We start from the raw sequence: 14746 nt of genomic DNA, 5'->3' as shown, positions 1-14746 counted from the left end.
GAACCTGTGCGTAAATTGACCGTGGGACTGCTGAGTCTCACGCTTGCGTCGGGGATGGGGGTGTTCGTCGGCGGAGGCGCGGCACATGCCGTCCCGGCCAAGCAGCCACCGTCCTTCGACACCGCGTCGCCCTCCGACGAGTTGCCCAACCCGGCTGAGGAGAAGCGGCGCGAGGCTCGTGAGGTCGCGCTGTCCCAGGTCCTGTCAGGCCAGGCGGCCACGGAGAAGCGTGGAGCGAGCACGGTCGTCAAGATCGGCGACAAGCGCAGGGGCCACGTCGACAAGTACGTCGAGCTGAGCCGCGAGAAGACGGACAAGATCTTCGTCGTGCTCGCAGAGTTCGGCAACCAGCGGCACCCGAACTACCCGGACCAGGACACCAGCCCGAACTTCGAGGGTCCGATCCGCTTCGACGGCCCGCTGCACAACGAGATCCCGGCGCCGAACCGTGCCGTGGACAACTCGACGATCTGGCGGCAGGACTTCAGCAAGCAGTACTTCGAGAACATGTACTTCGCGACCGGCAACGGCACGGAGTCGCTCAAGACGTACTACGAGCAGCAGTCCTCGGGCCGCTACAGCGTCGACGGCATGGTCACCGACTGGGTGAAGGTCCCGTACAACGAGGCCCGCTACGGCCGGTCCAACGGTTACCCGTGTGCCGCCAACAACTGCAGCAACGTCTGGTACCTCATCCAGGACGCCATCAACGCGTGGGTCGACGGGCAGCACGCCCAGGGCAAGACCGACGCCGAGATCAAGGCCACGCTCGCCTCGTACGACACGTGGGACCGGTACGACTACGACCACGACGGCGACTTCAACGAGCCCGACGGCTACATCGACCACTTCCAGATCGTCCACTCCGGCGGCGACCAGGCCGACGGCGACCCGTACCAGGGTGAGGACGCGATCTGGAGCCACCGCTGGGCCGTGTTCCAGAACACCACCACCGGCCCCGACTACAACAAGTTCGGTGGCACGCAGATCGGCACCACCGGCCTGTGGGTGCGTGACTACACGATCCAGCCGGAGAACGGCGGCCTGAGCGTCTTCGCGCACGAGTACGGCCACGACCTCGGCCTGCCGGACCACTACGACACCACGGGCGCCGGCGGCAACGCCGAGAATCCGGTGAACTGGTGGACCATCATGGGCCAGAGCCGGGTCAGCCTGCCCGGCGACAACGGCATCGCGGCCCGCGCCGCCGACCTCGGCGCGTGGGACAAGCTGCAGCTCGGCTGGCTGGACTACAAGACGGTCAACGCCGGCCAGACCAAGCTCGTCGACCTCGGACCGCACGAGTACAACAGCAAGAAGCCGCAGGCCGTCGTCGTGAACCTGCCGAAGAAGAAGGTCGTCACCAACCTGCCGGTCCCACCGGAGGGAAGCAAGTCGTGGTGGAGCGGTCAGGGCAACAACCTGAACAACACGCTCACCCGCACGGTGACGCTGCCCGCCGGTACCTCGACGCTGAGCTTCCAGGCGGCGTGGGACATCGAGGACTGCGACACCGACCCGTGTGACTACGCCTACGTCGAGGTCGACGACGGCACCGGGTTCAAGCCGGTGAAGGGCTCGATCGGCAACGCGCCCGAGTCGGAGGGCGGCGCCGGTATCAAGGGCACCAGCTCGGGCTGGGCCGCGGCCACGTTCGACCTGTCCGCCTACGCGGGCAAGGCGATCGGCCTGCGGTTCCGCTACAGCACCGACCCGGCCGCCGGTGGCCAGGGCTTCTTCGCCGACAACATCAAGCTGACCAACGGTGCGACCACGATCTTCGCCGACGGTGCCGAGTCCGGTGCCAACGGCTGGACCGCGGTCGGCTTCAGTGCCACCGGGGCCAGCTTCACCACCGAGTACGACAACTACATCATCGCCTCGCACCGCACGTACGAGTCCTACGACAAGTACATGAAGACCGGCCCGTACAACTTCGGCTTCGCCGACCGGCCGGACTTCGTCGAGCACTTCCCGTACCAGGCCGGCCTGCTGGTCACGTACTGGGACACCTCGTACCGGGACAACAACACGAGCACGCACCACGGCGAGGGCATGATCCTGCCGGTCGACTCGCACCCGGACCTGGTGCTGAAGGGCGACGGCACGCCGTGGCGCCCGCGGATCCAGGCGTTCGACGCGCCGTTCTCCATGCGGAAGACGGACCAGTTCACCCTGCACTACGGGGCGAGCAACGCGTCGAGCACGCTCGGCGGCCAGTGGGGCAACCCGCTGTTCGACGACAGCAAGAGCTACTACCGCGAGGACCCGGCCAACAACGTCTACTACGGCGTCAAGGTCCCGAACAACGGCGTGAAGATCTTCACGCTCTTCGAGAACGGCACGTCCATGACCATCCTGGTCACGGCCTGACCGTTCGCCTGACGAACGGAACCGCGCACGGCGAGGAGGAGGTCCAAGTGGGCATGAGAACACTCGGACTCCTCCTCGCCGTCACGGCGGTTCTCGCCGGCTGCGCCTCCCGCTCCCCCGGCGGCGCCGACACGGCCGCACCAGGGGGCTCGGCCTCGGGGACGGCCTCGGTCGCCGCGTCCGCTCCGGCCTCCGCCGGCACGCCGGCCGCCTCGCCGCGCAGCGTCCAGCCGGTGCCCACCGTCAGCCTGCCGACCGGCCTGCCGAAGACCAGGGAGCCGGAGCCGCCGACCGACGACTTCCCGCAGGTCACGACGCGGGGGAGGATCCGGGTGGAGGGGCAGTGCGTCGACCTCGTGACCGACTCGGTGACCTGGACGCTGCTCGGCCCCGACGCGGCGAAGCTGCGCGACGGCCAGCAGGTCAAGGTCGTGGGCGTGCCCAACCCCGAGGCTCGCACCGTGTGCACCGGCAGCCCGCTGACCCCGCAGACGGTGACCCCGGTCTGACCCGGGTAAGGACACCCGATCCGGGTGAACCCGCCCGCTCAGGGGCGGCGAACCGTTAAGACATGAGCGGTCCACTACCTCAGCCTGGGCAACGCGCGCCCGATTTTGAGCTGCCGGCCGGTCCGGATGCCCACAAGGTTGGCACCACGCAGTTTCGCGGGCGCCCAACGGTCCTCGCCTTCTACCCGGCGGACTGGAGCCCGGTCTGCAGCGATCAGATGTCGCTCTATTCGGCCGTCATGCCCGAGTTCGAGCGCTACAACGCCGGCGTGCTGGGCATCTCCGTCGACGGCGTGTGGTCGCACAAGGCCTTCGCGGAGGATCGGGGCATCCACTTCCCGCTGCTCGCCGACTTCGAGCCGAAGGGGGCCGTCGCTCGCGACTACGGCGTCTACGACGAGTCCACCGGGATGTGTGAGCGTGCGCTGTTCGTGCTGGACGCCGACGGCGTGGTGGTCTGGAGTCATGTCTCCCCGCCGGGGACGAACCCTGGCGCCGACGGGATCCTCAACGCCCTCGAGGGGCTCGACAGTGAAAGGCGGCCAGTGCTATGACGACCACTCCGTTCCAGGTCACGCTGGCTCGACTGGTGGTGCCCGTCGGCCCCGAGGACCACGCGATCGGCCCGGAGACGGCACCCGTGTCGCTGGTCGAGTACGGCGACTTCCAGTGCCCGTACTGCGGCATGGCGCATTCCATCCTGCAGGACCTGTTGCGGCTGCGGCAGGATACGGTGCGCTTCACGTTCCGTCACTTTCCGCTGACAAACGTCCACCCGTACGCGGAACTCGCGGCCGAGGTGTCCGAGGCGGCCGGTGCGCGTGGCAAGTTCTGGCCGATGTACGACTGGCTCTTCGAGCACCAGCGCGCCATCAACCCCCGGCAGCTGATGGTCGGCGTGGAGCAGCTCGACCTGCCGTCCGACGAGATCGCCGACGAGGTCGGCGCCCACCTGCACCTCGACCGGGTGCGCCGGGACTTCGTGGGCGGCGTGCGCAGCGGGGTCAACGGCACCCCGACCTTCTACATCAACGGCGTCCGGCACGACGGCGGATACTCGCTGGAGGAGCTGCTGGAGGCCGTCGACGAGGCTGCGGAGGCGGCGAGCGGGCCGCCCGTCGTGTAGGCGTTCACCGCTGGGCGGCGCAGTGGCTACAGTCCGTACGGGGCGTAGCTACTGTGAATCTTGTTCGCGATCGCTCGACGTCACCACGCGTCATGTCGAGTTGAAAGCGTTCCGTCATTTCGCGGAATCTTATAGATCATCACGCGCCGATCGTTGATCTGCATTCGCACTGGTGGCGCTGAGAAGGCGACGCCAAAAGCGACATGATCCGTCGCCGTCTAAGGCGCGACAACGTGGCACATATGCCTGCGCGCATGTCACGGAACGTACCGCTGGCAGCGAAATCCCGCCAGTGACGCTCAGTAGCTCACGATTCGTGCGGCCACCGTCAATACCACTTTTGTTGATCTGTGTTAACACAACGCTTCATTTCGGGAGTTGCGAAGACGCTTACGCGCAGTGCATGCTTTCGCGTTGGGTCCCGAGGTCTTTCGGGACCAAACTTGAAGCGTTCAGGAAATCGGCGGAACCTCGGGTCTTGTGGGAGGGCCCCGGGAAGCGTGCGGTCCGAGGGGGTCGCACGACGAGACGGAAGTGCGGTGATGGTGCGCGCCTGGGTGGGTTTCAACGGCGCGGCGTGCCCTGCGCACCTTCCGGTACGGCGCGGGAGTGCTGGCGGATGCTGCTTGCCGATGACTTCTTCCTGATCGCGCACGACGACCGGGACGGCAAGTCCCGCCTGTCGCAGCGCGCGGTCGAGCTCGGGCTGGCCGGCGCCATGCTCGGTGAGCTGGTGCTCGAGCAGAGGATCGTCTGCGAGGGGCCGCGCCTGCGGGTGATCAGCCGCGAACCACCGTCCGACCCGCTCGCGCACACCAACCTGGCCACGATGATCGCCGAGACGCAGCACCGCGAGGTGCGCACCTGGCTGCTGTTCCTGGGCCAGACGGCGGTCGACGCGGTCGGGCAGCGCCTCGCACGCGTCGGGCTGGTCGAGCAGACCACGGTCCGGCGCCTGCTGCGCAGCACGACCCGATGGGTGTCGACCGACATCAACCTCCCTGCCGGTCGCGTGGTGCGGCTCCGCCGCCTGCTCACCGGCGCGGAGCCGATGCGGGTCGCCGACACCACACTCGCCGGCCTGGCCGAGGCGACCGGGCTTACCGGTCACGTCCTCTGGGACGCCGACCAGACCAGCACAAGACGACTTCAGCAGGCGATCGCCGCGCTGCCGCCGCCCTTGCGCGACCTCATCCTCGAGGTCGAGTCGGCGGTCGGTGACGCGGTGCTTTCCCAGCGCGGGTGACGGCGCGGCTCGGACTTCCCTCTCCCCTTCCCCCCTCAACCCCTGGAGGACCGATGTCCGCGCGACCTAGCGTGGTATCACAGGCATTAGCCCGCGACAGGCTGGGCGTGCCTTCCGTCATCATGTTCGCCCTCACGGCGGCCGCACCCCTGATGGTGGTCGGCGCCCTGGTGTCCAGCGCGTGGGGCTGGGTCGGCACCACCGGCTTCCCCCTCGCGTTCGTGATCATCGCGATCGTCCTGGCCCTGTTCAGCTTCGGCTACGTCGCGATGTCCCGGCACATCACCAACGCGGGCGCGTTCTACAGCTACATCTCGCAGGGCCTCGGCCGGCCGCTCGGCGTCGCCGGTGCCCTCGTCGCGCTGCTGGCCTACAACCTGCTGCAGATCGGCCTCTACGGCGCGTTCGGCTTCTACGCCTCGCTGATCCTCGCGGAGAAGGCCGACGTCAACGTCGAGTGGTGGATCCTGGCGCTGGCGCTGTGGCTCATCGTCGCGGTGCTCGGCCTGCTGCGCGTCGACGTCAACAGCAAGGTCCTCATGGTCCTGCTCGGCGCCGAGCTCATCGTCGTGACCATCTTCGACGTGATCTTCTTCAGCAACCCGGACGGCGGCTCGATCAGCTTCGAGCCGTGGACCTGGGGCGCCCTGAGCAGCGCGGCCGGCCCGGCGTTCGCCGTCGCGGTCACCGCGTTCGTCGGCTTCGAGGCCGCGCCGGTCTTCGCCGAGGAGGCCCGCAGTAAGAACCGCACCGTCGCCGCGGCCACCTTCCTCGGTCTGGCCGTCATGGTGTTCTCCTACGCGATCACCAGCTGGGCCGCCGCGTCCAGCATCGGCGTGGACAAGACCGTCCCGATGGCGCAGGAGATGGCCGACAGCGGCGGTCCGTTCTTCCCGACGCTCGCGGAGAAGGGCGGCGCGTGGGCCGCCGACGTCGGCCTCATCCTGCTGACCACCAGCATCGCGGCCGCCGCCCTGAGCTACCACAACACGACCGCGCGGTACGCCTTCGCGCTCGGCCGCGAGCGGGTGCTCCCGGCGTTCTTCGGCCGCACCCGGGCCCGCTCCGGCGCACCGGCCTCCGGCTCGCTGTTCCAGACCGTCATCGCGCTCGTCGTCCTCGTGCTCTTCGCGGTGCAGGGCTGGGACCCGATGCTCAACCTGTTCTTCTGGCTGGGCACCTCGGGCGGAGTCGGTGTGCTGTTCCTCGTCACGGCGACCTCGTTGTCGGTCATCTTCTACTTCGCCAAGGACGTCCGCGGTGAGGGCGTCTGGTCGCGGCTCATCGCGCCGATCCTGGCGACGATCGCCCTCGGGTACATCATCTGGCTGGTGGTCGACAACTTCGGCGGGCTGCTCGGCTTCGCGCCCGGCAACGAGAACGCCGCGGTCTGGGCCTTCCCGGCCGCGTACGGAGCGGTCGCGGTCATCGGCGTCATCTGGGCGCTGATCCTGCGGGCCATCAACCGCTCGGACTACGACGCCATCGGCCTCGGCGCCAAGGCGAACACCGCCCGTATCGAGTCCCAGACCCCGTTCGCGGACAGCCGCTCATGACGGGAACGCCGATCCGCCGGGCGACGCTGCCGGAAGTACGGGTGTTGGCCGAGCTGGTCGCCGAGGCGTTCGAACCGCTTCCGGTCTGCCAGTGGCTGGTGCCGAACCCGGCGGAGCGGCGTCGCATCCTGGAGGACGACTTCGAGATCCTCGTCCACCACGCCGTGGAGCACGGCGTGGTGCACACGACCGACGACCACACCGCGGTCGCGGTCTGGTACACCGGCGCGCCCGAGGGCGTGCCGGACATCCCCGACTACGACGAGCGACTGCTGGCCGCCTGCGGCGTGCACACGCCGAGGTTCCAGCAGCTCGACGAGGCGATGCACAAGGCGCACCCGCTCCACGCGCCGCACGATCACCTGGTGCTGCTGGCGGTCAGCCCGCAGCACCAGGGGGCAGGTCTGGGCGGGCGGCTCCTCGACGAGCACCACGCCCACCTCGACCGGCAGGGTGTCCCGGGATACCTCGAGGCGAGCAGCCCCGGCTCCCGGGCACTCTATCTGCGGCACGGCTACACCGACTTCGACGCGCCGTTCGGTCTGCCCGACGGCGGGCCGGACCCGGCGATGTGGCCGATGTGGCGCGATCCGCGCTGAGCAGCTCGGGTTTTTTCGCAGAGGGAAGACACAGTGGGAGGCAGGCGGTGACCTGCCTCCCACACTGTTTTCATGCACGCTTACCGCGAGGTGTTACCCGTAGGTGAGCGCCGGCGTGGGCTCGAGTCGGTCGGCGGCCCGACGCAGCGTGCGGGCGGTGAGGCCACGCACCTTGGTCATGGCGACCGATTCACGGCGGCGGTCGTCGACGACGGGTGCGTTCGGCATGGCCGAGTTCGCCTCGATGCGAACCGCCTCCAGCGACATGATGAGTGCGACGGGGGTCATGGCAGCTCCTTGGATGGATTGGGTCCGGTGGTCGCCCTGACCACCAGCGAGACGGGCAGCGTCAGGCGACGCCGCGCCGGGTCTTCGGGCGGGTCGAGCAGCAGCTCGCCCGCCAGCCGCCCGCGCTCGACGCTGGGCTGGCGGATCGTGGTGAGGCCGTTGACCTCGGCGTCCGGGATGTTGTCGAACCCGGTCACCGAGACGTCCCGGCCAGGGGTCAGCCCCCGCACCCGCAGCGCGTCGAGCACGCCGAGCGCGAGGACGTCGGAGGTGGTGAGGACCGCGGTGGCCCGGTCGAGCCGGTCCAGTGCGTGCGCCGCGCCGGCCGCGCCCTCGTCGCGGTGGTTGTTCGCCGCGTTGATGAGCGTCACCCGCTCCCACGGCAGGCCGGCCGCGACGAACGCGTCGCGGAAGCCCCGCACCCGCTCACCGGTCACGTAGTAGCGCAGCCCGTCGGGGTCGGCGGAGACCACTCCGGTCACGCCGCTGTCGACGATCCAGTGCGCCACGATCGCGATGTCGCGGTGGCCGAGCTTGACGATGTGCTCGCCCAGCCGCCGGGCCGCCGCACGCTCGTTGATACCGACGTAGCTCGCGTCGGGCCCGAAGGCGTTCGGGTCCTCGCCGATCACGATCGGCACGCCGCGCGTGCGGATCAGGTCCAGCGCGCCGTGCCAGTCGGGCACGCAGTAGAGGCAGAAGGCGTCGACGGCGGCGTTGCTCACCACGCGCCGGCCCGCTTCCTCGTCCTTCGGCAGGTTGATCAGCAGCAGCGAGGTCTCCCGCGCCGAGGCCGCCTCCGCCAGCCCGCGCAGGTATTCCACCGCATAGGGATCGGTGAACGCCATCGACAGGTTGTCGGTCAGCAGCACACCGATCGCGTTGACCTTGCCGCGGCGCAGCGAGCGGGCCGTGGGGTTGGGCCCCGGGTAGCCCAGGCGCTCCGCCGCCTCCAGGATCCGGGCGCGCAGGTCGGGCGAGAGCTGGTCCGGTCGGCTGTAGGCATTGGAAACGGTGCTCCGCGACACGCCGAGCTCGTCGGCGATGGTCTGCAGTGTCGCCGCCATGGTCCAGGTCCCTCCCTTCTGCATCGATCCAGTCCTTCTGTATCGATACAGTACGCCGGTCCGGAGGTGCCTGCCAGGCTTTTGTCGGGTCTCGTCATGTGTGCCGAGACACGTGCCCTGACCTGCTCATTTCATGCTTACGCAATAGGGCGCCACCACGGTTCAACTGCCGGCAACACATCGATGTCGACCCGGTCACCCGGGCGGGGCACGACCAGCGTGATGTCACGGGCCGCCGACTCCTCCAGCAACCGCTCGACCGGCTCCGACCACGCGTGGAGCGCCAAGTTGAACGTGCACCAGTGCAGCGGGATGAGCACCCCGGCCTGGACGTCGAGGTGTGCGCTCGCGCCGTCCTCCGGCTTCATGTGGATGTCCGGCCACGCGTCGTTGTACGCGCCGACCTGGATCAGCGAGGCGTCGAACGGCCCGTGCTGCGCGCCGATCTCCTTGTAGCCGTCGAAGTAGCCCGAGTCGCCGGTGTAGAACACACTGCGCTGTGCGCCCTTGACCACCCAGGACGCCCACAGAGTGCCGTCACGGGCGAACCGGCGCCCCGAGAAGTGTCGCGCCGCCGTCGCCGTGAGCCGCACGCCCTTGACCGTCGCCTGCTCCTCCCAGTCCAGCTCGACCAGCCGCTCCCGCGGCACACCCCAGCGCTCCAGATGCCCGCCGACACCCAGCGGCACGAGGAACGGCGCCTGCTGAGTGCGCAGCAGCGCCCGGATGCTCGCCAGGTCGAGGTGGTCGTAGTGGTCGTGCGAGATCACCACCGCGTCGATGCGCGGCAGCTCGTCGATCGGCAGCGGCATCGGATGCATCCGCTTCGGCCCGAGGAACCACGTCGGTGAGCAGCGGTCGCTCCACACCGGGTCGAACAGGACCCGCACACCCTCGATCTCGACCAGTGCGGTCGAGTGGCCGAGCCACGTCACGTGCAGCCCGTCGGGGGTCAGCTTGCCGCCCAGCTCGGGGCGCACCACCGGGATCGTCCCCGCCGGCCTGCGCGGCTCCTTGCCGGTCAGCAGCTCGACGAAGGCGTTGCGCATCGCGTGCGGCGGGAGGATGTCCGCCGGCACCGAGTTGCGGAACCGCCCCTCGCCGAACTGCGGCGACCGGCGCATCCGCTCGGCCCGTGCGCCTGTCGGCACCGCACCCAGCTGCGCCGGCAGGTCACGCAGAGCCCACGCGACACCGCCCGCCGCAGCCGCCACCGCCGCCACCGCGAGCACTCGCGTCGTTTTCCCCATGCTCAGTCGCCTCCGATACTCGTGAGCTTCAGCACCAAGCCTCCCACCGGAGTCTGGCGCCTTCTTCGGTACCTCATGTGCCGTACCTCCGGCAAACGCGTTCTATCTGCGGAAATGCGTCCATGGGCGGGGGCCTGGGCGGCAAATCGCCGGAACCGGCAGGCACAGGTTGTCTCCGCGGCTCTGTTGTTCGGCATCGAGGTATGGAAGGCTGCCCCGCGAACTCTCTCTTCACGCGTCGGTCACGTCCCCTCGGAGGCCCGTCGTGGTCTGGTTCACCAACCAGTCACTCTTGCTCATCGCGCTGGCGTTCCTGCTCGGCCTTCTCGTCGGCTACCTGTGGTGGGGCCGACAGCTCCGCCGCGCACGGTCCGATGAATCCACCACGGACGCCGTTCCCCTTGTGGCGGCGGCGCCGCCGGCCGATCCGGCCCCGGCGGCACCCGAGCCGGTAGCTGTTCCCGAGCCGGTCGCGGCCGCTGAACCCCAGCCGGTCGTGAAGTCCGAGCCCGTCGCGGAGCCGGTTGCGGCCGAGCCAGAGCCGGTCGCGCAGGCCGAGCCCGTCGCGGAGCCGGTTGCGGCCGAGCCAGAGCCGGTCGCGCAGGCCGAGCCCGTCGCGGAGTCGGTCGCGGCCGAGCCTGAGCCGGTTGCGCAGGCCGAGCCTGTCGCGGAGTCGGTCGCGGCCGAGCCTGAGCCGGTCGTGAAGTCCGAGCCTGTCGTGGAGCCCGAGCTGGTTGCGGAGGCCGAGCCCGTCGCGGAGTCGGTGCCGGTCGTGGAGGCCGAGCCTGTCGCCGCCGCTGAGACTCAGCCGGTCGTGGAGCCGGTGCCGGCCGAGCCTGAGCCGGTCGCGCAGGCCGAGCCGGTTGTTGCCGATGAGACTCAGCCGGTCGTCGAGCCCGAGCCGGTCGCGGAGCCGGCGGTGGCCGCGGCGGCTGAGCCGACTCCCACCGTTGTGGACGATGCGCTGGTGGCCGAGGTCGAATCGGCGTTCGCCACCTCCTCCGAGCCCGACGACCTGGAGCGGATCGAGGGCATCGGCCCGAAGATCGCGGCGGCGTTGCGGGCGGCGGGTATCACGACGTACGCCGCGTTGGCCGACGCCGACCGCAGCACCGTTGAGGACGCGCTCGCCGAGGCCAACCTGCGGTTCGCTCCGAGCCTGTCGACGTGGGGCCGCCAGGCGCGCCTGCTGGCCGACGGCGACGAGGAGGGCTTCCTGAAGCTCACCGACCGCCTGATCGCCGGCCGTGAGGTCACAGCGAAGGCGCCCAAGGCTCCCGCAGCGACCGAGCCGGTGGCCGACGCCGCACCGGAAGCGGCGCCGGTGGATGCCCCGGCCGAGACGCCTGTCGATGCCCTGACCGATGCAGCGGTCGATGTCGCGGTAGAAGCGCCGGTCGATGCCTCCCCGGCCCCCGCCGAGGAAGCCGCTCCCGCGCCGGAGCCCGAGCCGCAGCCGGAACCGGAGCCGGTCGCGCAGACCGAGCCGGAGCCGCAGCCCGAGCCCGAGCCGCAGCCCGAGCCCGAGCCGCAGCCAGAGCCCGAGCCGGAGCCAGAGCCCGAGCCGGAGCCAGAACCCCAGCCGGAGCCTGTCGCCGCGGTACCGGTGCAGGCCGCCGCTGCCGACGACACCCCGGCCGACGACCTCAAGCGGATCGAAGGCATCGGGCCCAAGATGTCCGCCGCGTTGATCGCTTCGGGGATCCGCACGTACGCCCAGCTCGCCGCGGCCGACGTCGACACCCTGCGCGCCGCCCTCGAGGCTGCCAACCTGCGGTTCGCGCCGAGCCTCGTCACCTGGGCCCGCCAGGCGAAGCTGCTCGCGGAGGGCGACGAGGACGGGTTCGCCGACCTCACCCGGCGGCTCGTCGCCGGGCGTGACACCGGACGGACGTGATGGCGACCCGGACCCGGAGTGTCCGCTGGGAGGTCCGGCGGCGGAACCCGCTGATCCCGATCGGGGTCGGTGTCGTCGGGCTGGCGGCGCTCGTCTACGCGTTCGAGGTACCGCATCGGCACAACATCGAAGACAATCTCACCGATCGCACCAAGGTCGCGCTGTCCGACGCCGGGATCGACGCCGACGTGCGGTTCGTCGGGCGGGACGGCACGGTCAAGGTCGAGTCCGCCGACCAGGTCGATCAGGCGAAGAAGATCACGCTGGACCTCGCCGGCGTCCGCGTCGTGCGGGTCGAGGCGCCGCCGAAGATCGAGGTCCCGCCGCAGCCGGCCGCCGTCAAGCTGCTCGTCGACGCCGGGAAGGTCGTGCTGACCGGTGCCGTGCCCACGGACGCGGCCCACACGGCGCTGGTCGACGCGGCCAAGGCGGCGTTCGGCGCGGAAAACGTGCAGGACGAGATCATGGTCGACACGAAGCGCACGGCCGGCGGCGCGGACCTGGCCGGCCTCGGCCCCGTGGTGGCCGCGCTCGGCAAGGACACCAAGGCCGGCGTGATCGACGCGACCGGCGGCACGGTCACGCTGACCGGGACCGTCGTGTCGCAGGAGGTCAAGGACAAGGCCGAGGCCGCGGCGAAGGCGGTGGCCGGCACGGTGAGGAACGAGCTCGTCGTCGGCGCGGCCGCCGCGCCGGAGCAGGTGCAGACCCAGCTCGGCGCACTGCCGACCGTGGAGTTCGAGAACAACAGCGCGACCCTGACCCCGCAGGGCCAGGCCGTGGTGGCGAACGTCGCCTCGATTCTCAAGGCGAACCCGGCGGTCCGGGTGAGCATCGAGGGCCACACCGATCTCCGCGGCACGCCCGACCGCAACCAGGTGCTGAGCGAGGCCCGTGCCAAGACGGTGCTCGACACGCTGGTGTCGCTGGGCATCGCGCCCGAGCGGCTGACGTCGGCGGGCTACGGCGAGAGCCGCCCGAAGGTCCCCGGCACCGACGACGCCTCGAACGCGATCAACCGCCGCGTGGAGTTCATCGTCCAGCAGTAGGTCACCCCCTTCTGCGCGGCGATCTTGGAGTTGTGGTCCTGTCTTTATGCCGATATTTCGGACAAGTTAGGGACCACAACTCCAAGATCGCCGCGCAGAAAAAGGGAGCGACGAGGGGCGGCCTGAAGGCCGCCCCTCGGGCTAGTGGTGCACCGGGTACAGCGGCTCGCGCGTGAGGCTGTCCGCGCGCAGCGTCTTCGCCTGGGCGGAGGCCGCCGTCGGGTCGGGCTGCGGCAGGGCGTCACACGACAGGTCGGGCCGGTCGCCCTTCTTGCGGGCCGGCAGCTTGCCGGTCGCGAGGTAGTCGGCGATGGCGTCGTCGACGCACGCGTTGCCGTTGAGCGAGTTGGCGTGCGTGGTCTGACCGACCTCGGCGATGAGGCTGCCGTTCGGGAAGCGGCGGCGGGCCTCAAGGCTGCCTTCCCACGGCGTGGCCGCGTCGAGGGTGGTGCCGACGAACAGGACGCTCTTGATCTTCGAGCCGTCGACCTTGACCGGCTTCGACGCCTTCGCCGGCCAGTAGAGGCACGGCGCGTTGTACCAGGCGTTGTCCCAGGTCATGAACGGGGCCTTCAGGAAGGTGCGCCAGTTGTCGCGCTCCCACTGGTTCCAGCTCTGCGGCCACTGCACGTCGGTGCACTGCACCGCGTTGTACACCGCGTAGCCGTTGTCGTCGCCGGGGGCGATGTAGTTCTCGTAGGCCGCGACGATGACGTCGGTGTTGCCGTCGTTGGCCCAGCCCGCGAAGGCGTCGGCCAGTTCGAGCCACGTCGACTGGTAGTAGCCGGAGTACAGGAAGATGTCGGTCCACTCGTCCGGGCCGACCACGCCACCGGCGGGCTTGCTGCGCAGCTTGTTCTGCTCCGCGTACCAGCGCAGCTCGACCTGCTTGCCGGTCTTGCCGAGGTGGTAGACGTTGTCGTACTTCGCCAGCCAGTCGAACCAGATCTTGACGTTGCGCTCGAAGTTCACGTCCTGGTCGAGGTTGGCCTGGTACCACACCTTGCGCACGTCGACGTTGCCGTCGAGGACCATGCGCCGGACCTTGTCCGGGTGCAGCGTGCCGTACACCTGGCCGAGGTACGTGCCGTAGGAGAAGCCGTAGAAGTTGATCTGCTTGGCGCCGAGCGCCTTGCGGATCGACTCCATGTCGTTGACCGAGTCGACCGTGGTCATGTGGTTGAGCAGGTCACCGCCCGCCTTGCCACAGTCCTTGGCGTAGCCCTTCGAGTGGTTCAGCCAGGTCTTCTCGATGTTCTGGTTCCAGGGGATGTACTCGGGGCGCGGCCCGTTGAAGTAGTCCGGGTCGCACGAGAGCGCCGGGACGCTGGAGCCGACGCCGCGCGGGTCGAAGCCGATCCAGTCGTACGCCTCGCCGGCGCCGTTCGGCACGAACTCGCCGAGCACCGACAGGGTCAGGCCGGAGCCGCCGGGGCCACCGGGGTTGACCAGCATGACGCCCTGGTAGTCCTTGGCCGCGACCTTCGCCTTGATCCGCGAGACCGCGATCTGGATCTTCTTGCCGTTGGGCTTGCCGTAGTCGAGCGGGACGCTCAGCAGGCCGCACTCGGCACCGCGCCGCTGCAGGCCGGGGCTCGCACACTGCCCCCACGGGATGCTGGCGGCGCCGGCCTCGGGCTGCCCTGGCGCCGCGGGTGCGGCCAGGGCGCTCGACGTCGGCGCCACGGCCAGCACCGTGGCCGCCGCGGTGAAGAGGACCAGCCCCTTCACGGACTTTCTTTCCACACAACCCTCCCAAATTTGCCCTGGTGTGTGCCATTCGGGC

At 69.7% G+C, this 14746-nt stretch carries 13 protein-coding genes; 9 read left to right on the top strand and 4 right to left on the bottom strand.

Annotation, left to right across the window (positions count from 1 at the left end; all coding sequences use genetic code 11):
- Window positions 1–6: 6 nt before the first annotated feature.
- The 7 genes from Dfulv_RS47295 to Dfulv_RS47265 all read left to right on the top strand — a co-directional run bounded on the left by Dfulv_RS47295 (window position 7) and on the right by Dfulv_RS47265 (window position 7409).
- Window positions 7–2373, top strand: a complete 2367-nt coding sequence (locus Dfulv_RS47295; RefSeq protein WP_259860336.1) for an immune inhibitor A — start codon at window positions 7–9, stop codon at window positions 2371–2373.
- 53 nt (window positions 2374–2426) lie between these two features.
- Window positions 2427–2882, top strand: coding sequence for a hypothetical protein (locus Dfulv_RS47290; protein ID WP_259860335.1), 456 nt, complete (start codon window positions 2427–2429; stop codon window positions 2880–2882).
- 62 nt (window positions 2883–2944) lie between these two features.
- Entirely contained in the window at window positions 2945–3436 is a 492-nt protein-coding gene (locus tag Dfulv_RS47285; RefSeq protein WP_259860334.1) for a redoxin domain-containing protein, read from the top strand.
- Window positions 3433–4008, top strand: coding sequence for a DsbA family protein (locus tag Dfulv_RS47280; protein ID WP_259860333.1), 576 nt, complete (start codon window positions 3433–3435; stop codon window positions 4006–4008). Before Dfulv_RS47285 ends, Dfulv_RS47280 begins: the two co-directional genes overlap by 4 nt.
- Before the next feature lie 619 nt (window positions 4009–4627).
- Window positions 4628–5254, top strand: a complete 627-nt coding sequence (locus tag Dfulv_RS47275) for a GOLPH3/VPS74 family protein (protein WP_259860332.1) — start codon at window positions 4628–4630, stop codon at window positions 5252–5254.
- Window positions 5255–5307: 53 nt separating this feature from the next.
- Window positions 5308–6810, top strand: a complete 1503-nt coding sequence (locus Dfulv_RS47270) for an APC family permease (protein WP_406567897.1) — start codon at window positions 5308–5310, stop codon at window positions 6808–6810.
- The gene (locus Dfulv_RS47265; protein ID WP_259860330.1) at window positions 6807–7409 is read left to right on the top strand and encodes a GNAT family N-acetyltransferase; all 603 of its coding nucleotides are present in this window, start codon (window positions 6807–6809) and stop codon (window positions 7407–7409) included. Before Dfulv_RS47270 ends, Dfulv_RS47265 begins: the two co-directional genes overlap by 4 nt.
- A 93-nt stretch (window positions 7410–7502) precedes the next feature.
- Here Dfulv_RS47265 and Dfulv_RS47260 read toward each other — a convergent pair whose 3' ends face one another.
- The 3 genes from Dfulv_RS47260 to Dfulv_RS47250 all read right to left on the bottom strand — a co-directional run bounded on the left by Dfulv_RS47260 (window position 7503) and on the right by Dfulv_RS47250 (window position 10014).
- A complete protein-coding gene (locus Dfulv_RS47260; protein WP_259860329.1) occupies window positions 7503–7697 on the bottom strand; it encodes a hypothetical protein in 195 nt (64 codons plus the stop codon).
- Window positions 7694–8788, bottom strand: a complete 1095-nt coding sequence (locus Dfulv_RS47255) for a LacI family DNA-binding transcriptional regulator (RefSeq protein ID WP_259860328.1) — start codon at window positions 8786–8788, stop codon at window positions 7694–7696. The genes Dfulv_RS47260 and Dfulv_RS47255 overlap by 4 nt, the downstream gene beginning before the upstream one ends.
- A 113-nt stretch (window positions 8789–8901) precedes the next feature.
- Window positions 8902–10014, bottom strand: coding sequence for an MBL fold metallo-hydrolase (locus Dfulv_RS47250; protein ID WP_259860327.1), 1113 nt, complete (start codon window positions 10012–10014; stop codon window positions 8902–8904).
- Window positions 10015–10183: 169 nt separating this feature from the next.
- Here Dfulv_RS47250 and Dfulv_RS47245 point away from each other — a divergent pair, with 169 nt between their 5' ends.
- Together Dfulv_RS47245 and Dfulv_RS47240 are read left to right on the top strand one after the other, a co-directional pair.
- Window positions 10184–11911: a DUF4332 domain-containing protein gene (locus Dfulv_RS47245; protein WP_259860326.1), complete on the top strand. Its 1728-nt coding sequence runs from the start codon at window positions 10184–10186 to the stop codon at window positions 11909–11911.
- On the top strand, window positions 11911–12960 hold the full coding sequence (locus Dfulv_RS47240; protein WP_259860325.1) for an OmpA family protein: 1050 nt from the start codon (window positions 11911–11913) through the stop codon (window positions 12958–12960). The genes Dfulv_RS47245 and Dfulv_RS47240 overlap by 1 nt, the downstream gene beginning before the upstream one ends.
- A gap of 141 nt (window positions 12961–13101) precedes the next feature.
- Here the strand turns inward: Dfulv_RS47240 and Dfulv_RS47235 are convergent, their stop codons facing one another.
- Complete coding sequence (locus Dfulv_RS47235; protein ID WP_259860324.1) at window positions 13102–14706, bottom strand: alpha/beta hydrolase; 1605 nt, start codon at window positions 14704–14706, stop codon at window positions 13102–13104.
- Window positions 14707–14746: the final 40 nt, after the last annotated feature.

The sequence above is a fragment of the Dactylosporangium fulvum genome, assembly GCF_025137375.1.
GTDB lineage: Bacteria > Actinomycetota > Actinomycetes > Mycobacteriales > Micromonosporaceae > Dactylosporangium > Dactylosporangium fulvum.
The sequence above is the reverse complement of the archived record's forward strand: the minus strand, read 5'-3'. Positions and strand labels throughout refer to the sequence as shown.